At 71.2% G+C, this 17738-nt stretch carries 13 protein-coding genes; 8 read left to right on the forward strand and 5 right to left on the reverse strand.

What is annotated here, in order from left to right:
* Window positions 1–9: 9 nt before the first annotated feature.
* Window positions 10–1935 (reverse strand): potassium transporter Kup, encoded by a 1926-nt coding sequence (locus ACVDFE_RS31930; protein ID WP_360387914.1) that lies wholly within the window; start codon window positions 1933–1935, stop codon window positions 10–12.
* A 143-nt stretch (window positions 1936–2078) separates the two neighbouring features.
* Between ACVDFE_RS31930 and ACVDFE_RS31935 the strand changes: the two genes are divergently transcribed.
* From ACVDFE_RS31935 to ACVDFE_RS31955, 5 genes are read left to right on the forward strand one after another with little or no spacing between them, the layout of a single operon-like run.
* The gene (locus tag ACVDFE_RS31935; RefSeq protein WP_360387911.1) at window positions 2079–2360 is read left to right on the forward strand and encodes a metal-sensitive transcriptional regulator; all 282 of its coding nucleotides are present in this window, start codon (window positions 2079–2081) and stop codon (window positions 2358–2360) included.
* Between the two features lie 19 nt (window positions 2361–2379).
* Entirely contained in the window at window positions 2380–2595 is a 216-nt protein-coding gene (locus tag ACVDFE_RS31940) for a heavy-metal-associated domain-containing protein (RefSeq protein ID WP_360387909.1), read from the forward strand.
* A complete protein-coding gene (locus tag ACVDFE_RS31945; protein WP_458433131.1) occupies window positions 2595–3506 on the forward strand; it encodes a hypothetical protein in 912 nt (303 codons plus the stop codon). The genes ACVDFE_RS31940 and ACVDFE_RS31945 overlap by 1 nt, the downstream gene beginning before the upstream one ends.
* Window positions 3490–5703, forward strand: coding sequence for a heavy metal translocating P-type ATPase (locus ACVDFE_RS31950; protein WP_458433133.1), 2214 nt, complete (start codon window positions 3490–3492; stop codon window positions 5701–5703). The genes ACVDFE_RS31945 and ACVDFE_RS31950 overlap by 17 nt, the downstream gene beginning before the upstream one ends.
* Window positions 5704–5737: 34 nt before the next feature.
* Window positions 5738–6589 (forward strand): SGNH/GDSL hydrolase family protein, encoded by an 852-nt coding sequence (locus tag ACVDFE_RS31955; protein ID WP_458433135.1) that lies wholly within the window; start codon window positions 5738–5740, stop codon window positions 6587–6589.
* A 43-nt stretch (window positions 6590–6632) separates the two neighbouring features.
* Here ACVDFE_RS31955 and ACVDFE_RS31960 read toward each other — a convergent pair whose 3' ends face one another.
* The 3 genes from ACVDFE_RS31960 to ACVDFE_RS31970 form a co-directional block, all read right to left on the reverse strand.
* Window positions 6633–7994, reverse strand: coding sequence for a hypothetical protein (locus ACVDFE_RS31960; protein ID WP_458433136.1), 1362 nt, complete (start codon window positions 7992–7994; stop codon window positions 6633–6635).
* Window positions 7991–13513, reverse strand: coding sequence for a hypothetical protein (locus tag ACVDFE_RS31965; protein WP_458433137.1), 5523 nt, complete (start codon window positions 13511–13513; stop codon window positions 7991–7993). The genes ACVDFE_RS31960 and ACVDFE_RS31965 overlap by 4 nt, the downstream gene beginning before the upstream one ends.
* A gap of 492 nt (window positions 13514–14005) precedes the next feature.
* A complete protein-coding gene (locus tag ACVDFE_RS31970; RefSeq protein ID WP_458433138.1) occupies window positions 14006–14617 on the reverse strand; it encodes a TetR/AcrR family transcriptional regulator in 612 nt (203 codons plus the stop codon).
* 178 nt (window positions 14618–14795) lie between these two features.
* Here ACVDFE_RS31970 and ACVDFE_RS31975 point away from each other — a divergent pair, with 178 nt between their 5' ends.
* From ACVDFE_RS31975 to ACVDFE_RS31985, 3 genes are all read left to right on the forward strand, one after another.
* Window positions 14796–16415: an SDR family oxidoreductase gene (locus ACVDFE_RS31975; RefSeq protein ID WP_458433139.1), complete on the forward strand. Its 1620-nt coding sequence runs from the start codon at window positions 14796–14798 to the stop codon at window positions 16413–16415.
* Between the two features lie 168 nt (window positions 16416–16583).
* Window positions 16584–16706: a hypothetical protein gene (locus ACVDFE_RS31980; RefSeq protein WP_360387889.1), complete on the forward strand. Its 123-nt coding sequence runs from the start codon at window positions 16584–16586 to the stop codon at window positions 16704–16706.
* A gap of 27 nt (window positions 16707–16733) precedes the next feature.
* The gene (locus ACVDFE_RS31985; RefSeq protein ID WP_458433140.1) at window positions 16734–17270 is read left to right on the forward strand and encodes a hypothetical protein; all 537 of its coding nucleotides are present in this window, start codon (window positions 16734–16736) and stop codon (window positions 17268–17270) included.
* 45 nt (window positions 17271–17315) lie between these two features.
* Here ACVDFE_RS31985 and ACVDFE_RS31990 read toward each other — a convergent pair whose 3' ends face one another.
* The gene (locus ACVDFE_RS31990) at window positions 17316–17729 is read right to left on the reverse strand and encodes a tetratricopeptide repeat protein (RefSeq protein ID WP_458433141.1); all 414 of its coding nucleotides are present in this window, start codon (window positions 17727–17729) and stop codon (window positions 17316–17318) included.
* Window positions 17730–17738 lie beyond the last annotated feature (9 nt).

Below are 17738 nucleotides of genomic sequence, written 5' to 3' on the forward strand. Positions count from 1 at the left end.
GGAGCGACGCTATACCTCGATCCGCGCTCCCATGATCACCGTTCGCTCTCGGGGTAGACCGAAGTGCTCCGCGGCGTCCGCGGTGATGTACGAGGTGGCCACGAACAGGCGTTTGCGCCAGCCCGCCATCGTCGGTGCCGTGCCGCGTTGCAGCTCGATCTTCGACAGGAAGTACGAGGCGCGGTCGAGGTCCAGGGTGCCCTCAGTCTGCTCGGAGGTCAGCAACGCCAGCGCGGCCGGCACGTCCGGGGTCTCCATGTACCCGAAGCGCGCGCTCACGTGGATGATGCCGTCGTCGCCGTGCCCGAGGTCGTCCACGTCTACCCGGCGGTCGGACGGCACGCGCGGCACCGGTTCGGTCTCGATGGACACGATCAGCACGCGTTCGTGCAGCACCTGGTTGTGCTCCACGGTGGCGCGCAACGCCAGCGGGGCGGTCTGCTTGCCGCGGTTGAGGAACACCGCCGTGCCGGGGACGCGGACCAGCGACCGCTCGCGCAGCTCGTCGACGAACTCCTGCAGCGAGCCCTCGGCGTTCTGCCTGGCCTTCGTCACGATGGACCGGCCGCGCTGCCACGTCGTCATGACGGTGAACGCGGTCAGGGCGATCAGCAGCGGCAGCCACGCGCCGTGCAGCAGCTTGGTCAGGTTCGCGGCGAGGAACAGCAGGTCCACGCCCAGCAGCACCACGCAGCCCAGTGCGATCGCCCACACGGGCGCACCGAACTTCCAGCGCGCGAGGAACAGGAACAGCGTCGTGGTGATGGTGATCGTGCCGGTGACCGCCATGCCGAACGCGAACGCCAGCGCCGCCGACGAGCGGAACGCGAACACCAGCGTCAGCACCGACACCATCAGCACCCAGTTGATCCACGGCACGTAGATCTGGCCGATCGTGGACTCCGAGGTGTGCGCGATCCGCAGCCGCGGCAGGTACCCGAGCTGCGCCGCCTGCGAGGCCACCGAGTAGGCGCCGGTGATCACCGCCTGCGACGCGATCACGGTCGCCGCCGTCGCGAGGACCACCATCGGCCACCGGCCCCACTCCGGCACCAGCAGGAAGAACGGGCCGCTGATGTTGGCCGGGTCGGCCAGGACCAGCGCGCCTTGACCCATGTAGCTCAGCACGCACGCCGGGAACACGAGCAGCAGCCAGCCGCGGGCGATCGCGGGCCGCCCGAAGTGCCCCATGTCCGCGTAGAGCGCCTCGGCGCCGGTGACCGCGAGCACGACCGCGGCCAGCGCGAAGAACGCGATGTGGAAGTGCCCGAAGAAGAACCCGAGCGCGTACGTCGGTGACAACGCCTTGAGGATCTCCGGGTGGCTCGTGATGCCGACGACGCCCGCGGCGCCGATCGCCGTGAACCACGCGATCATCACCGGCCCGAAGACCCGGCCGACCACCGCCGTTCCCCTGCGCTGCACCAGGAACAGCCCGACGATGATCACCGCCGTGATCGGCACGACGAACTCGCCCAGCTCCGGCTCGACGATCTTCAGCCCCTCGACGGCGGACAGCACCGAGATCGCCGGGGTGATCATGCTGTCGCCGAAGAACAGCGCGGCGCCGAAGATGCCGAGCGCGGCGAGCGTGCCGGCGGCCTTGCGGCCCTGCTTCGACTTCCACCGGCGCAGCAGCGTGATGAGGGCCATGATGCCGCCCTCGCCGTCGTTGTGGACGCGCATCGCCAGCAGCACGTACGTGACGGTCACGATGATCGTGACCGACCAGAAGATCAGCGACACGACCCCGTAGACGTTGTTCGCGTCCACCGGCACCGGGTGCGGGTCGGCCGGGTTGAACACGGTCTGGATCGTGTAGATCGGGCTCGTGCCGATGTCGCCGAACACGACGCCGAGCGCCCCGACGACCACCGCGAGCCGTGCGGTGTCGTGCGCGAGCCCGGTGCGGGCCGCCACCTGTCGATCACTCACGAGCGGACGATAGCCGTGCGGACCACCGCCTGCCGAACAGAACTTTGACATACCCATACCCCCCTGGGGTATAAATGCGGTGAGCGCTCACCGCGCCCCCGGCAGCACGGCCGGCCGCGCGGTGGCCGGAGAAGGAGCGGGACGTGCACGGCTACACCGAGAACAAGGCTTCCCACCTGCGCCGCCTCAAGAGGATCGAGGGGCAGGTCCGCGGCCTTGCGCGGATGATCGAGAACGACGAGTACTGCATCGACGTGCTCACCCAGATCTCCGCAGCCACTCGGGCGTTGCAGGCGGTCTCACTGGGGCTGCTCGACGAGCACCTCAAGCACTGCGTGAGCCAGGCCATCGCCGAGGGCGGGACGACGGCCGACGCGAAGATCGCGGAGGCCGGCGACGCCATCGCACGCCTGGTTCGCTCCTGACCTGGAACGAGGAGAAACCATGAACGAGTCCGTCACCACCGCGTACACCGTCAAGGGCATGACCTGCGGCCACTGCGCCACCTCGGTCACCGAGGAGGTCAGCGCGATCGACGGCGTCGGCGCCGTGGCGGTCGACCTGCCGACCGGACAGGTCACGGTCACCAGCAGCGCGCCGCTCGCCCTCGACGACGTGCGCGCGGCCGTCACCGAGGCCGGCTACGAGCTGGTGGCCTGATGAGGACCGGGTACGGGGTCGCCGCGTACGGGCTGGCGCTGGCCGCCGTGTTCGGCGGCACCTGGGCAGCGGGCGCGGCGACCGGCACCACACCGCCACCGCCGGAACCGGCGACGGCGCACACCGGCGACGGCACGGACGCCGCCGGTCACGGCAACACCCACGGCAACACCCACGGCAACACTCAGGGCAACACCCACGGCGACACGGGTGAGAAGGCACCCGGCGCCGTCCCGCCCGGACTGTCCGTCTCGGACAGCGGGTACACCCTGGTGACGGGTGACCGGAGCTTCCGGATCACCGGGCCGGACGGCAAGCCGGTCACGCGGTTCGCGGTCGAGCACGAGAAGCGGCTGCACCTGGTCGCGGTGCGCCGCGACGGGTCCGGGTTCCGGCACGTGCACCCGGAGATGGCGGCGGACGGCACGTGGTCGTGGCCGCTGCAGCTCACCGAGCCGGGCAGCTACCGCGTGTTCGCCGACTTCCGGCCGGAGGGCGGGCCGAAGCTGACGCTGGGCACGGACGTGCAGGTCGCGGGCGACTACCAGCCCAAGCGGTACGACCACGACAGCAGGACGTTCACGGTCGACGGGTACGAGGTAACCCTGGACGGGACGCTCACCGCGGGTGCGGCGTCCGCGGTGGCCGTCACGGTCGTGAAGGACGGGCGGCCGGTCACCGACCTGCAGCCCTACCTCGGGGCCAGGGGCCACCTGGTCGCGCTGCGGGCCGCGGACCTCGCGTACCTGCACGTGCACCCGGAGGACGGGGAGCGGGTGAGGTTCGCGGTGGAGGTGCCGACGGCCGGGACGTACCGGCTGTTCCTGGACTTCCGGCACGACGGCGTGGTCCGCACCGCCGAGTTCACGATCACGACGGGAGAGGGGGACGGCCATGACCACGGCAACTGAGGCGAACCGGATCGAGCTCTCGATCGGTGGCATGACCTGCGCCTCCTGCGCCGCGCGGATCGAGCGCAAGCTCAACAGGCTCGACGGCGTGCAGGCCTCGGTCAACTACGCGACCGAGAAGGCGCGGGTCAGCTACCCGGACGGGTGCACGCCCGCCGACCTGGTGAAGGTCGTCGAGGCCACCGGGTACACCGCGGAGCTGCCCGCTGCTCCCGCGGACGCGGAGCCGGCCGAGGCGGTGGACCAGCTGGCGCCGCTGCGGCAGCGGCTGGTCACCTCGACCGTGCTGACCGTGCCGGTGGTCGTGCTCGCGATGGTCCCCGCGCTGCAGTTCACCTACTGGCAGTGGCTGTCGCTCGCGCTGGCCGGTCCGGTCGCGGTGTACGCGGCCTGGCCGTTCCACAAGGCGGCGTGGACGAACCTGCGGCACGGCGCGGCGACGATGGACACGTTGATCTCGATCGGCGTGGTCGCGGCGTTCCTGTGGTCGCTGTACGCGTTGTTCCTCGGCACCGCCGGTGTTCCCGGCATGACGCACCCGTTCACGTTCACCGTCGAACGCACCTCGGGTGCGGGCAACATCTACCTCGAGGTGGCGGCGGGCGTCACGACGTTCATCCTGGCCGGCCGCTACTTCGAGGCCCGCTCGAAGCGGCGGGCGGGTGCGGCGCTGAAGGCACTGCTGGAGCTCGGCGCGAAGGACGTCGCGGTGCTGCGCGACGGCCGCGAGGTCCGCGTCCCCACCGACGAGCTGCGGGCCGGTGACCGGTTCGTGGTGCGGCCCGGCGAGAAGATCGCCACCGACGGCGTCGTCGAGGAGGGAAGTTCCGCGGTCGACGCGAGCATGCTCACCGGTGAGTCCGTGCCGGTCGAGGTGTGCCCCGGTGACGCGGTGGTCGGTGCCACGGTCAACGCGGGCGGGCGACTGGTCGTGCGGGCCACCCGCATCGGCGCGGACACGCAGCTCGCGCAGATGGCGAGGCTGGTCGAGGACGCGCAGAACGGCAAGGCCGAGGTGCAGCGGCTCGCGGACCGGATCTCGGCGGTGTTCGTGCCGATCGTGATCGCGCTGGCCGTGGGCACGCTGGGCTTCTGGCTCGGCACGGGCGGCGGCACCGGTGCGGCGTTCACCGCGGCGGTGGCGGTGCTGATCATCGCCTGCCCGTGCGCGCTGGGCCTGGCCACGCCGACCGCGCTGCTCGTCGGCACCGGTCGCGGCGCCCAGCTCGGCATCCTCATCAAGGGACCGGAGGTGCTGGAGTCGACCCGGCGGGTGGACACGGTGGTGCTGGACAAGACCGGCACCGTCACGACCGGCCGGATGAGCCTGGTGGGCGTGCACGTCGCGGACGGCGAGACCGAGGAGCAGGTGCTGCGGCTGGCCGGAGCGCTGGAGCACGCCTCGGAGCACCCGATCGCGAAGGCCGTCGCCGTCGCCGCCGGTGACGTGCCCGCCGTCGAGGACTTCCGCAACCTGGAGGGCCTCGGGGTCCAGGGCGTCGTGGACGGGCACGCGGTGCTGGTCGGGCGGTCGCGCCTGCTCGGCGACTGGAGCGTGCGGGTGCCGTCGTCGCTGGCCGACGCCCGGCGCGAGGCCGAGCAGCAGGGCCGCACGGCGGTGCTGGTGGCGTGGGACGGCGAGGCGCGCGGCGTGCTGGTGGTCGCGGACACCGTGAAGCCCACCTCCGCCGCGGCGATCAGGGGCCTGCGCGCGCTCGGGCTGCGGCCGGTGCTGCTGACCGGCGACAACGAGGCCGCGGCCCGTGCCGTGGCGGCCGAGGTGGGCATCGACGAGGTCGTCGCCGAGGTGCTGCCCGCCGACAAGGTCGACGTCGTGAAGCGGTTGCAGGACGAGGGCCGCGTCGTGGCGATGGTCGGCGACGGCGTGAACGACGCCGCCGCACTCGCCCAGGCCGACCTGGGGCTTGCGATGGGCACCGGCACGGACGCGGCGATCGAGGCCGCCGACCTCACGCTGGTCCGCGGCGACCTGACCGCCGCCGTGGACGCGATCCGGTTGTCGCGGCGCACGCTCAGCACGATCAAGGGCAACCTGTTCTGGGCGTTCGCCTACAACGTCGCGGCACTGCCGCTGGCGGCGTTGGGCCTGCTCAACCCCATGATCGCGGGCGGGGCGATGGCGTTCTCGTCGGTGTTCGTGGTGAGCAACAGCCTGCGGTTGCGCCGGTTCGCGTAGCCTGGGAACCGCCGAACGAGTGGAAGGGGCGGGTGTGCGGAAGCCGGCTTGGGCAGCGGTGGTGCTGGTAGCGCTCACGGCCTGCTCGACTCCCCCACCCGCCCCCTCCCCCACCTCCAGCGCGCCACCACCGTCGTCCACGTCGGCCTCTGCCTCGGACAAGGTCCACGTGTCGATCGGCGACTCGTACGCGACCGGCTTCGGCCCCGGCGGCACCACCGGCGAGAGCTTCGCCTCCCTGGTCGCCCGGCAGTCCGGCCTGCGGCTGGTCAACCTCGCCTGCAACGGCGCGACCTCGGCCGACCTCGCCACCAAGCCGGCCTGCGGCCCGGACGCGGGCGGCCGCACCCAGCTCGACGCGGCCGTGGAGACGTTGCGCGGCAAGGAGGTCGACCTGGTGACGGTGGTGATCGGCGGCAACGACCTGACCCCGTGCGCCCTCGACCGGCAACCCCTGGAGTGCGCGAACCGCACCCTCACCGACGTCCGCGCGAACGTCGTCGCCGCGTTGACCAAGCTCCGCGCCGCGGCCCCGGACACGACGATCGTGGGCCTGACCTACCCGGACGTGTTCCTCGGCGCGTGGGTGAACCCGTCGTTCCCCGACGGCAAGAACCTCGCCCGCCTGTCGGTGTCGATGTTCGAGCAGTTCAACGGCGTGCTGGCGGCCGAGTACGGGAAGTTCGGGGCGAAGTTCGCGGACGTCACGAAGGCGACCGGGGCCTACCAGCCGCTGACGCAGACGACGCAGGACCCGAAGTACGGGGCGGTTCCGGCGTCCGTGGCGCAGGTGTGCTCGCTGACGTACTTCTGCGACCGGACGGACGTGCACCCGACTCCGGCTGGGCACAAGGCCATCGCGGAGGCGGTCAGCGCGGCCCGCTGAGCCTCTCCGGCAGGCACGACGACGGCGGCACAGGCCCGAACGCTCACCACAGCGACTCCGGGAGCACCGCGGCCAGACCGTCGACCTCCTCGTCGGTGAGCGGACAGAGGTGGGCCAGGGCGTTGCGCACGTTCCGGGCTTGGAACAGCAGCGAGGTGTCCGGTTGGGACAGCCGCACCCGGCCCGTGCCGACCGCCCACGCCATGGAGCCCAGCTCCAGCGTGCCGTCCCCGGTACGGCGGCGCTCGGTGAAGTCCTGCCCGCGCTCGATCTCCTCGACGACTGCTTTCGACGCCTTGGAGCGCAACGCCTTCTCCAGTCGCGCCCGGCAGTCGTCCACGATCGGGGTGAGCACACGGCTCTGTCCACGCCAGACCAGTGTCTCGAGGCTGCCGCGTTCGGCGGCGGCCACCTTCGCCGCCGGACTCACCCGCACCCTCCCGTCCCACCTGTCCAGAACTCCTCTGCGCCAGGCGGCTCTGAGCGCGTGGGGAGGACGTACGCCGTCCGCGCGGCCGTCCACGGTCACCGGCAGGACGTCGTCGGCGGTGTCGTACGGCAACGCCTCCACCTGTTCCAGGAGGGTGCCCACTCGACCGTCCCACCAGCGGGCCAGGTGGTCGGCCAGCAGCAGGTCGGGTCCGGCGACCTCGACCAGCACCTCGGTGGCGACCTGCTCGCGCAGCGCGCGTGCCCTGCCCTTGGAGCTCCGCCAGCGCGACTGCCTGCGCACGGCAGCGGCGACGGTCGCGGTGTCCAGTCGCCCGAACACGTCCCACCACCAGTGCACCCTGGTCGTGAGCGGGTCGGCACCGTTCTGGGCCGACGGGGGAACGTCGTCGGCCTTCACGACCACCAGCAGCCGCGGCCTGAGCTCCGGCGAGACGCCGTGCTCCTTCAGCACGGCGGTGAACCTGGTGACGCAGGTCCCCAGATCCGCCACGTCCCAGCCGTCCCACCCGCACAGGACGAGCACCTTGCCCGCGACCTGGTCGTGCCGCACGAGCCGGGTCAGCGGATCACCCTCGGGCGAGATCTCGAACAGCTCGCACAGCTTGTCCACCACCGTCTCCACCGGCCGGTCCACCTCCGCCGGGACCGCGAACGGCGGCTCGTCGTCGTGTTCCAGCAGTCCCAGGCTCTGCTGAGCCCACGAGGGCAGGTTCGCGACCGGGTCCCTGCGGCGAGCCTCCGGCGGCGGAACGCGGCGCCGCTGCGGCGCCTGCACCCGCACGCTGTCCACCCACCCGCTCAGCAGGTCGACGAGGTCGTCGGCCGCTCCCCTCTCGACCAGCTCGTCCGGCAGCACCCAGACGCAGGTGAACCCGTCGGCCAAGTCGTTCGACACCGCCTCGAGGTGTGCCTGCGGCCCCGGCAACGCCGCCAGCTCCCACGCCGGTCTCATGACGACGCGCACAACGTCGCGAGACAGCGGTGCACCATCCGGTCGAGGGAGACGCCGAAACTGCCCTCGTCGAGCACCTCCAGCTCCGCCAGCTCCTCCAACAGCTCCGTCGTACTGGCGAGATCGATCTCCAGTGCGGCCGCGACGTCCGCGGGCGACACGGAGTCACCGGGGTCGAAGTACTCGACCCACACTCCGATCCGCTCCCGCAGACCGGCGCTCACCCCCGCCCGTTCGAGGAACTTGGCCGCCCAGCCGGGGTCGGCGGCGTTGCGCAGCACGAGCTCCACCGCCTGCTCCCTGGTCCGGCCCCTGCGCACCACGCTGATCAGGTTCTCCACCTGTTCCGGCCAGCCGCCGGTCGCCTCGATCAGCCTCGTCCTGGCGGCCAGCACGTCGAACGGGCACTCCGGCCAACTGCGCAGGCTGCCGGCCGTCCAGCGCGTGAGCCGCACCACGTCGGCGCCGAGCTTCTCCGCCTCGTCCCGTTCCAGCACCAGAACCGCCGTGACCGGTGCCTCGGTCAGCATCTGCTGCGCGCGCTTCACCTCCCCCGGCGACTTGCCCCTGAGGTCCGCGACGACCACCGTGCGGCGCCTGCGACGGGCAACGGCCTGCAGCGTCTTGGTCACGTCGTTGCCGGACCTGCACACGTCCATGTTGAGGCTGCGGACCTCGACGTAGTTCTTGATGGCGTCGGCGACGCGGTCGATCCCGAGCGCAAGGGAGCCCACGACGACCGACACGGCGGTGGCGGGACCGGTCAGCTCCGACAGCTGCCCCTCGGTGAGCGGGCTTCTGAACTCGGTTCCCTGCTCGTCGACCGCGAGCAACCTGCGCGCGTCGCGCGGGTTGTACTGGTAGGGCAGGTCGAAGTCGGTCTCCTCCAGCTCACGGCTCAGGTCCGACTTCGTGCCGAGCATGTTGACCACGTTCGGGCTGCGCACGGCGAACCGGTCCTGCCCGGACAACCGGATGAGCAGCCCGAGTCCCACCATCTCGTCGAGGTGGATCCTGGTCTGGGTGACCGTCATGTCGTCGAAGCCCGCCGGCCAGCGCTCCCTGGCCAGCCCGAGGAGCTCGTCAGCGCCGTAGTTGCTGCTGAACGAGTCCTTCAGGCTCTCCAGGGCGACGATCAGCATCAGGACCCGGTAGCGGTCCTCCAGGTTGATCGTGATGCGCAGCCGTTCGGCGATGCGCGCCCGCACCCGGTCACTCGCGGCGACGGCCTCGACGTCACTTTCCCTGATCTGCACCGGCACGTCCTGCAGCTGCGAACCCCGGCTGTGCAGGGTGCGCACCAGCTCCTCGCAGAAGATCTGGATGAGACCCGCCTGGTAGTTGGTCGCCGCGAGCAGGCGCCACACCAGTTCCGGCTGTTCGAAGGTGTACCCCAGCGCCGCGAGCGGCTCGGTGACCAGCCGCCGCGCGTCGGCGGGAGCGAGCGGACCGACCAGGATGTCCGGTCCGCCGTGCACGAGCGGCACGTTCGACAGGTCGCTGAACCGCTGCACCTGGTGCAGACCGGCGAACACGACCTTGAACCGGCGCTCGGTGGACTCCATCAGGTCCTTGAGCCGCGAGACGTTCGAGAAGGTCGCCACACCGCTCGCCGTCGGCACGCCGCGCGAGTCCGCGGTCAGGAAGGCATCGGCCTCGTCCGCCAGCAGGAGCAGCCGCTTGCCCGGGCTGTGGGCGAGCCACGCCCGCACCTGCGTGACCACGTCGTCCGCGGAGACGTCCGCGGGCACCTTCGACGTCAGCACACCGCGTTCCTTGAGCTCGACGACGATCTCGCGCCAGATCCGTCCCGCCGGCTCCGCCTCGCCGATGCCGCGGCCCTTCAGGTCGAGGTAGATGGCGTGCTGGTCCACCACCGCGTTGAACGTGGCCTCCACCCGGCGCAGCAGGGCGGACTTGCCGAGCTGCCGGCCGCCGTAGACGAACAACCCGCCGTTCGGGTCGATCACCTCGGCCATCTCCTTGGCCCGGCCGACGAACACCTCCGGCGGCACCAGACCCGCGACGAACGGCGTGTAGGGACTCAGCGCCGTCCAGGGCAGCGTGACGCGTTGCGTGGCCTTCCACGAGCCCGGCGCCGTCGCGGCGACCCAGCCGAACACCGCGGGGTCCACCACCAGCGCCTGCACCGCGGAGTTGACGGCCTGTGCCGCGAGCCGGCGCCGCGCGGACAGGTCCATCGGGTGCAGGTACAGGATGATGTTGGCCCGGCCTGCCTCCTCCGCACCGAGCACGTCGAGGACGGACCGGCCACGGCGTTCCTCGACCACCACGGTCACGGTGAACTCGGAGGCGGCGGACCCGAGCACCGACACGTAGGACCCGTCGCTCGGGACGCCCTGCACGCGGAACTTCCGGAAGCCGCGGCTCTGCCGCAGCTGGTACTCGCGCGGCCGGACCGAGGAGTTGAGGCCGAGGGTGCGCAGGATGTCCTTGACGACTCCGGGCAGCGCGTCGTTGCCGTGCCGTCTGCTGTCCGTCAACGAGTCCCACGCCCGCACACCGACCCGGCCGAGCTCGGCGGGCGCACCGTCGCGCACCACCAGCCTGGCCCACGGCGCCGCACCGGTCTGCGGGGCCGCGAGGCCGCGCCCCGCACCGTCCGCCAGCACCGCGGCGAACGACTTCAGGTCGTGACCGATCAGCTCGGCGTGCTCCGGCAGCGGTTTGCCCTCGCGCAGGAACGCCAGGAACTCCGCAGCGGTCACGGTGTCGTCGTCGTCGAGCAACGCGGTCACCCGCCGCTCGTCCTCGTCCGCGAGCTTCAACGCGGCGAGCTCCGCACGCAGCTCGGCGACCCACGACCGCTGCTTCGCCAGCAGGTCGGCGACCAGGTCGCGCACGTGGCGTGCGGCCTCGTCGAACCGGTCGTCGCGCACGGTGCCCAGTGCGACCAAGCGGCCGTGCACCACCGTTTCCTCGTCCTGGTCGAGGAGGTTCTGGGTGCGCACCCTGGCGAACAGCTCCTGCGCCTTCATCAGTTCGCCGCGGAACTGCCGGGTGAGCGTCTCCCTCGCTGCCGCGACCTTCTCGCGCGCTGCGGCCGCCACCTCGCTCTCTCGCCAGAAACCGGCTTCGGCCAGCTCGACCACCTTCAGCGCACTGCGGAGGTCGCCGGTGTCGCAGTAGGACTGGACCACCGCGTCCAGGTCGAGCGGCTCGGCGAGCCTGGCCAGCACGCCCGATGTGCGCGGGTCCTCCTGGTCGGGGCGGCCGTTCTGGTCGCGGGGCAGGTCCGGCAGCGGCAGGAGGACGTCGACGCTCGGCTCCGCGATGCGGGGTTCCCCACCGGGCAGCGGTGGCTCGTCGGCGCTGAAACCGGTCCACACCGCGGTCGTGGTCGACTCAAGCCAGCTGCGCAGCAACGAGACCGCAGCGCCCACCATGCCCGGCGGGACCTCCGCGGCACCGGCCGCCGCCGCTTCGCGGAGGACCTTCGCCCCGAGAGCTGCGTCGTCGGCCTCGGCGGCGGTCAGCCGGCGGTTCACCGCGTCCGCCTCCTGGACGACCGCCCTGACCTCCTCGATGGCACGTTGCAGCGTGCGCAAGGCCGTGGCGACGATCGGTACCCGAGCCTGTTTGGGGGTGCGCATCTCGGCGTCGGCGGCCTCGATCATCTGCTCGACGGCGTCCGGTGCGGCGAGCTCGGCGACCAGGTCGGACACCGCCTGCCCGTTCGGCGCTCCCCGTCCCCAGTCGACCACCACCGTGAGTGCGCTCCACAGCGGCTGGCCGGTCACCATCAGCCGCTGCAGCACCCTGGTGGCGCGCTGGTAGTTGTTCTTGCGCCTGGGCAGTTCCTCCAGCAGCACGGCTGCCCGCCTGCCCAGCTCCGCCCGTGCCTCGTGCACGTCCTCCTCGGGCTGCACCAGCCCGACCTCGAAGTCGACCCGGTACTCACGGCGCACAGCGGCGACGCAGGCTTCCACCAGCGTCTTCCACGGCGCGGGCAACGGGAGGTCGTCTTCGAGCTGAGCCAGCAGGGGGTGCCCCCAGCCCGCCACCAGGCCGGCCCGCAGCGCGGCCGTGGTCACGACGACGGCGGCCTCCGGGTCCTCGCTCAGTTCCCGTGCGCCGAGGTCGAGTGCCGCGAGCACCGCTGTGGCCTCGGCGTTGCTCGTCACCGAGTAGGCGGCGGCGGCGAAGCGCAGCGCGGACGCGCGCCGGTCGACCTCACCCGACATGGCCGTCACCCAGTACGCCTCGCCGAGGCGGCCCGCACGCGTCAACGCCACCGCGAGCGGGGGGTCGCCCTCGTCCCACCCGTGAACGAGCTCGTACGGCGACTGGGACGTCTCCTGCTCGGCGTCGCCCGCTTCGGTCACGGCCGGCAGCTCAGGTGCGTTCGCCGCCTCGACCTCCCGCCCGATCGCCGGCTGGGCCGCCGGCTGGGGCAGCGGCACGAGCTCCGGCTCGCTCACGGGCTCGGCCACAATCTTCGGCTCGGTCTCGGGCAGCGCCTCGTCGGCCGCCACGGCGACCGGCGTCACGGCGACCGGCGTCACGGCGACCGGGTCCGGCCGCGGTCCCGACGCGGGCTTCTCCTCCGGTGTTCTCCCAGGGCCGGCGTTCGTTGTGGTCGTCAACGCCGCGTGGTCCCTGCGCAGCACCGCCAAACTGTCCAGCAGTCCGGCCTTGGCCTCCTCGGGAAGAGTGGCGAGCAGGGCTTCCAAGCCGGCGATCTGACCGCGCAGCTCCTCGGCGCGCGCCGCGACCGAGGCCTCTGCCCGCAGGCGGTCGGCTTCCTCCGCGCGCAGCTCCTCCACCCGCGCCTCGATCTCCACGAACTCCACGTGCTCCGGGAGGTCCAGCGCCAGCACCAACTGTTCCCGCTGGCTCGCGTACTCCTCGAGAGGCGCCGTCAGGACGACAGCTCCTCCCCGGTCGGCGACCTGCGCCGCAGCCCGCAGAGCAGCCGAGACCTCCGCGGCGAGGTCGCGGAGCCCGGTCAGCCGCAGCTCGTTCTCGGCGAGCCGGTAGCCGTCCCCCACGGCGCTCGCACGGTCTGTCACGTGGTGTTCCCCGCTCCCGATGAGGTCTGACAAGGTCTTCCTGGCCGCGCCGCCCACAGCGCGTTCGAGCTCGTCGCGATGACGCGTGGCGGCCGGAGTGGCCCTGGCGTTGCCGAGCAGGAGGCCGTACAGCGTCAGCCGCCCCACCAGCTGTCCGAGGGCGACGAGCATCGCGCTCAACTGCTCGTCGGTCGGATCGGCGACCTCGGCCTCGCTGAACGACAGGTGGTGGATCAGCAAGTGGGCAGCGGGGCTCAGCACGGCCTCCGCGACCAGTGCCAGCTGGTGGGTGTGCGCCTTGGCCAGCCAGGCGCGGACCGCTTTGAGCTCGCGGCGCACCGGCAGGCGTGTGGTGACCGCACCGTGGGAGAGCTTGGCTGCAGCTTGCAGCGGCCCGCTCAACACCACGACGACACCGAGGTCGGCGTCATCGAGCGTCTTGAGCCACCTGCGCAGTTCGTTGGAGACATCGGCGACGACTGTCACGGTGGGTAGTTGTACGCCTCACTCCAACGGAACCGGCCAGGCCACCGCTCAAGATCACCTGAGTGGAGCAGTGCAATTGGCTCAATTGCGCTCGAACGGCCCAATGCAGCCAGCGGCACAGTCATTTGAATGACGCAAGAAGCGCCGTCGTAACACCACGCAAGGATCACGCGATAGAGGATCAACCACCCGCAGCAAAGTCGGAGTCAGACCGATTCGAACACATAACTCCTGCTCAACATGGCAGGCACGATCTACTCGCGGCACCACGCGTCAAATAAGATGATGTCCAGCTTTTGTCCTTCTACTGTCACTTTTTCGCATCGGGGAAGCACAACTCAATCGACAGCATCCGCCGTACGAGTTGCATGTTGACGAGGAGAATTCCGGTAACTCTCCACGATGACGCAAAGTGACACGCCGCTGCGCCGAAGAGGTCACGGAAAGCAGCCACCTACACCCGCGTGGAGCTGAACGGCTCACACGAGGTTCTCAGCGCAGGCCGTGCGCGATCCGGGTCACGAACGCCACCAGCCGGTCCGGCGTGAACTTCTCCGGATCGGTCAGCACCAGCCGCCCTGACATCTCCGCCAGCGCCAGCATCGCGTGTCCCAGCAGGGCGGAGTCGAGGTCGTCGAGGCCGCCGAGCTCCTCCAGGCCGAGTGCGGCGAGCTCCTCGATCTGCGCCAGCACGCCGGAGCGCACCAGCTCGACCTGTGCGCGGAACTCGCGCGGGGTGCCCTCGGGGGGCAGCAGCACCAGGCGCCAGCGGTCCGGGCAGTCGACGACGGCCTGCACGAACACGCGGACGGCGTCGGCGAAGGCGTCGTCGGGGGCGCGGGTCGCGAAGTCGGTGGGCAGGGCGGCGAGGACCTGATCGGTGGCGCGGGTGGCCTCGCGGTCCAGCAGGGCGGAGATCAGCTCGGCGCGGTTGGCGAACAGGTCGTAGAGCACGGGCTTCGTGACGGCCGCCGCGCGGGCCACCGACTCCATGGTCACCGTGTCGAAGCCGGCGGAGATGAGGCCCAGGGCGGTGTCCAGCAGCTGCTCGCGGCGTTCTTCCGGGGGCAGACGGGGGGCGTACTTCCTGCGCGTTGTGCTCACGGGTCCATATTGCTACGGTGGCGTAGCTTTCACAAAGCTACGCGTGCGTAGTAATCGTCGGGCCGAGGACGGAGCCGGACAACCGTTCGCGGTGGGACCGCACCGCAGCGGGTAACCCTCGACGTGCCGGCACGTGCGGCGTGCGGATCTGCGGCGACTGCCTGGTGTTGGAGGAGATGTGAAGGTTCGCTCCGGAGAAGTCGACCTGGCCGTGCAGGTGCGCGGGACGTCGGGACCGGTGGTGGTGCTGGTGCACGGCTACCCCGACACGCACGCGGTGTGGGACCGGGTCGCGGCGTTGCTGGAGGGGGACTTCCGGGTCGTCACCTACGACGTGCGCGGCGCGGGTGGGTCCACCGCGCCGTCCACTGAGGACGGTTATCGGCTCGAACACCTGGCGCGGGACCTGTTCGCGGTGGTCGACGCGGTCAGCCCGGACGAGCCGGTGCACCTGGTCGGGCACGACTGGGGGTCGATCCAGTCGTGGGAGGCGGTCACGACGCCGGGCGCGCGGATCGCGACGTTCACCTCGATCTCCGGACCGTGCCTCGACCACCTGGGCCACTGGTCGCGGAAGCGGTTGTCGCTCGCCCACGTCAAGCAGTTCCTCCGCTCCTGGTACGTCGCCGCGTTCCAGCTGCCGGTCGTCGCACCCGCGTTCTGGCGCCTGTACCTCGCGCGCCGCTGGGGTGGCGTGCTGCAGCGGCTGGAGGGCGTTGACGCGCGGCCGGCGAGGACCATCGCGTCCGACGCCGTGAACGGCATCTCGTTGTACCGGGCCAACATCCGGCAGGTGATGCGCTCGCCGCGGCAGCGCGTCGCCCCCATGCCGGTGCAGGTCGTGCAGCCGGCCCGCGACCGCTACATCCGCACCGAGCCGCTCGACCTCGAACGCTGGGTGCCGTCCCTGCGCCGGCGCCGCATCGCCGCCGGCCACTGGGCGCCGCTGAGCCACCCGGAGCCGGTGGCGCGGATGATCAGGGAGTTCATCGCGGACTCCACTCCCCCGCGCGAGCTGGTCGTGATCACCGGCGGTGGCAGCGGAATCGGGCGGGCGACGGCTCTCGCTTTCGCCGCAACGGGTGCGCGGGTCGTGGTGTCCGATGTGGACTTCACGGCGGCTGAGGAGACCGCGGCGCTGGCCGACGGGCACGCCTACGAGGTGGACGTGCGGTCGGAGGAGGCGGTGCGGGCGTGGGCGCGGCAGGTCGCCGACGAGCACGGCGTGCCGGACGTGGTCGTGAACAACGCGGGCATCGGGCACTCGGGGTCGTTCCTGTCGACCTCGACCGAGCAGTGGCAACGGGTGCTGGACGTCAACCTGTGGGGCGTCGTGCACGGGTGCCGCGCGTTCGGCGAGCTGATGGTGGAACGCGGCGAGGGCGGCCACATCGTCAACCTGTCCTCGGCGGCCGCCTACCTGCCGTCGAAGATCCTCTCGGCGTACGCCACCAGCAAGGCGGCGGTGTTCATGCTGTCGGACTGCCTGCGTGCCGAGCTCGCACCGCACGCGATCGGGGTCAGCGCGATCTGCCCAGGGGTGGTGAACACGAACATCACGGCCACCACGACGTTCTCCGGGGTCAGCGCCGACGAGGAGCGGCGCAAGCAGGACCGCGCGTCACGGCTGTACGCGCGGCGCGGGTTCGGGCCGGAGCGGGTGGCGGCGGAGATCGTCACGGCGGTGCGGCGCAACCGGGCGGTGGTGCCGGTGACCGCGGAGGCGAAGGCGGCCCGGCTGGCCAGCCGGGCGGCGCCGGGGTTGTTGCGGGCGTTCGCGAAACTGGACATCGTCTAGGACAACAGGATTCCCCTGGAGCGGGAAAGGTTTCCCCGAACAGAGCAACCCGCCGATCCGGTGTAACGAGCTGTTGGCACGCGTCGAAACAGGTGCCGTAAGACCTCGACACCAAGCCGGAAAGGTGTGTCCACTATGGCTCCGAAGTGTCCACATTGCGATGTCTCCATGTGGATTTACGAGACCGTGCAGAAGGCCGACGGACCGTACGGCCGCTACGAGTGCAAGACGCAGCACTGCCCGAAGTGCAACGGCAGGTGCACGCACACGGTCGGACAGACGATCTCCTGACCACCGCGTCCCCGACCAGGAGCAGCCATGGGCATTTTCGGCCGTCGCGAGGAAGTTCAGACCGTCGACGTGGAGAACGTCCCCGTCGATCCGGGGGTGGCTGAGCGTCTGCCCGACGCGGGCGACTTCCTGCTGCGCAACCTGTCGGACCTCCCGGCGAGCTCGCTGCGCGAACTCGCCGCGGAGATCGAACGGGTCCGGCACCCCAACGGCTCCATCACGAACCGCAACCTCGACGGTGTGGGGGTGCGGGACTGGAAGAGCGGGCCGCTCACGAACCTCGTGTGGATCACTGCCGCGGACTGGATCATCACGGGCGTCTGGGCGTCGTTCGGGCTCAGCGGCCGCGACCGGCGCCAGGTCGAGCGCACCGCGGAGACCATCGCCAGGGGACAGGGGGTGGCCGCCGCCGCGACCTGGGCGTTGCGGGCCAGGCCGGAGGGCAGGCTCCGCATCGAGTCGCTCGCCTCGCAGCTCGAGGACTCGCACAGCGAGTGGTACGGCAAGCTCACGAACGGCGACGTCATCAAGTCGTTCAAGAAGTGGCGCCGGCAACCGGGGTGACCGCGCCGGCCGCGTTCATCGCGGCCGGCGCGGGACCGGAGGTGCTCAGGCCACCGGTTCGCCGGAGAGGGCGGCGGCCAGGCGGAGCCACGGCGTGGCCTCGTCGGACCGCCCCTGGCGCTCCAGCGTGCGGCCGAGCAGCAGGTGGGCGTAGTGGTCGACCGGGTCGCGGTCGACGAGCACCCGCAGCTGCGCCTCGGCCTTGGTCAGCTGGGCCGAGTGGTAGTAGGCGCGGGCGAGCAGGAGGCAGAGGTCCGCCTGGAACGGCACCTCGTCGACCACCTCGGCCAGCAGCGTCGCGGCCCTGGTGTACTCCTTGGCCTCGAAGAGCAGCTGAGCGCGTTCCCACTTCTCGGCCGCGGTCTCCTCGTGGCCGGTGTCGAACAGGTGCGTCGCGGTCACCCACCGGTCCGGCGACACGTGGCCGTTCGGCAGGTAGTCGGTGAAGTTGTCCTTCATGAAACCTCC

The organism is Lentzea chajnantorensis (assembly GCF_054300775.1).

Coding starts and splice junctions, on each gene's coding strand:
- ACVDFE_RS31940 (WP_360387909.1), top strand. CDS start 2,380: ATGAACGAGTCCGTCACCACCGCGTACACCGTCAAGGGCATGACCTGC.
- ACVDFE_RS31945 (WP_458433131.1), top strand. CDS start 2,595: ATGAGGACCGGGTACGGGGTCGCCGCGTACGGGCTGGCGCTGGCCGCC.
- ACVDFE_RS31950 (WP_458433133.1), top strand. CDS start 3,490: ATGACCACGGCAACTGAGGCGAACCGGATCGAGCTCTCGATCGGTGGC.
- ACVDFE_RS31960 (WP_458433136.1), bottom strand. CDS start 7,994: ATGAGACCGGCGTGGGAGCTGGCGGCGTTGCCGGGGCCGCAGGCACAC.
- ACVDFE_RS31980 (WP_360387889.1), top strand. CDS start 16,584: ATGTGGATTTACGAGACCGTGCAGAAGGCCGACGGACCGTACGGCCGC.
- ACVDFE_RS31985 (WP_458433140.1), top strand. CDS start 16,734: ATGGGCATTTTCGGCCGTCGCGAGGAAGTTCAGACCGTCGACGTGGAG.
- ACVDFE_RS31990 (WP_458433141.1), bottom strand. CDS start 17,729: ATGAAGGACAACTTCACCGACTACCTGCCGAACGGCCACGTGTCGCCG.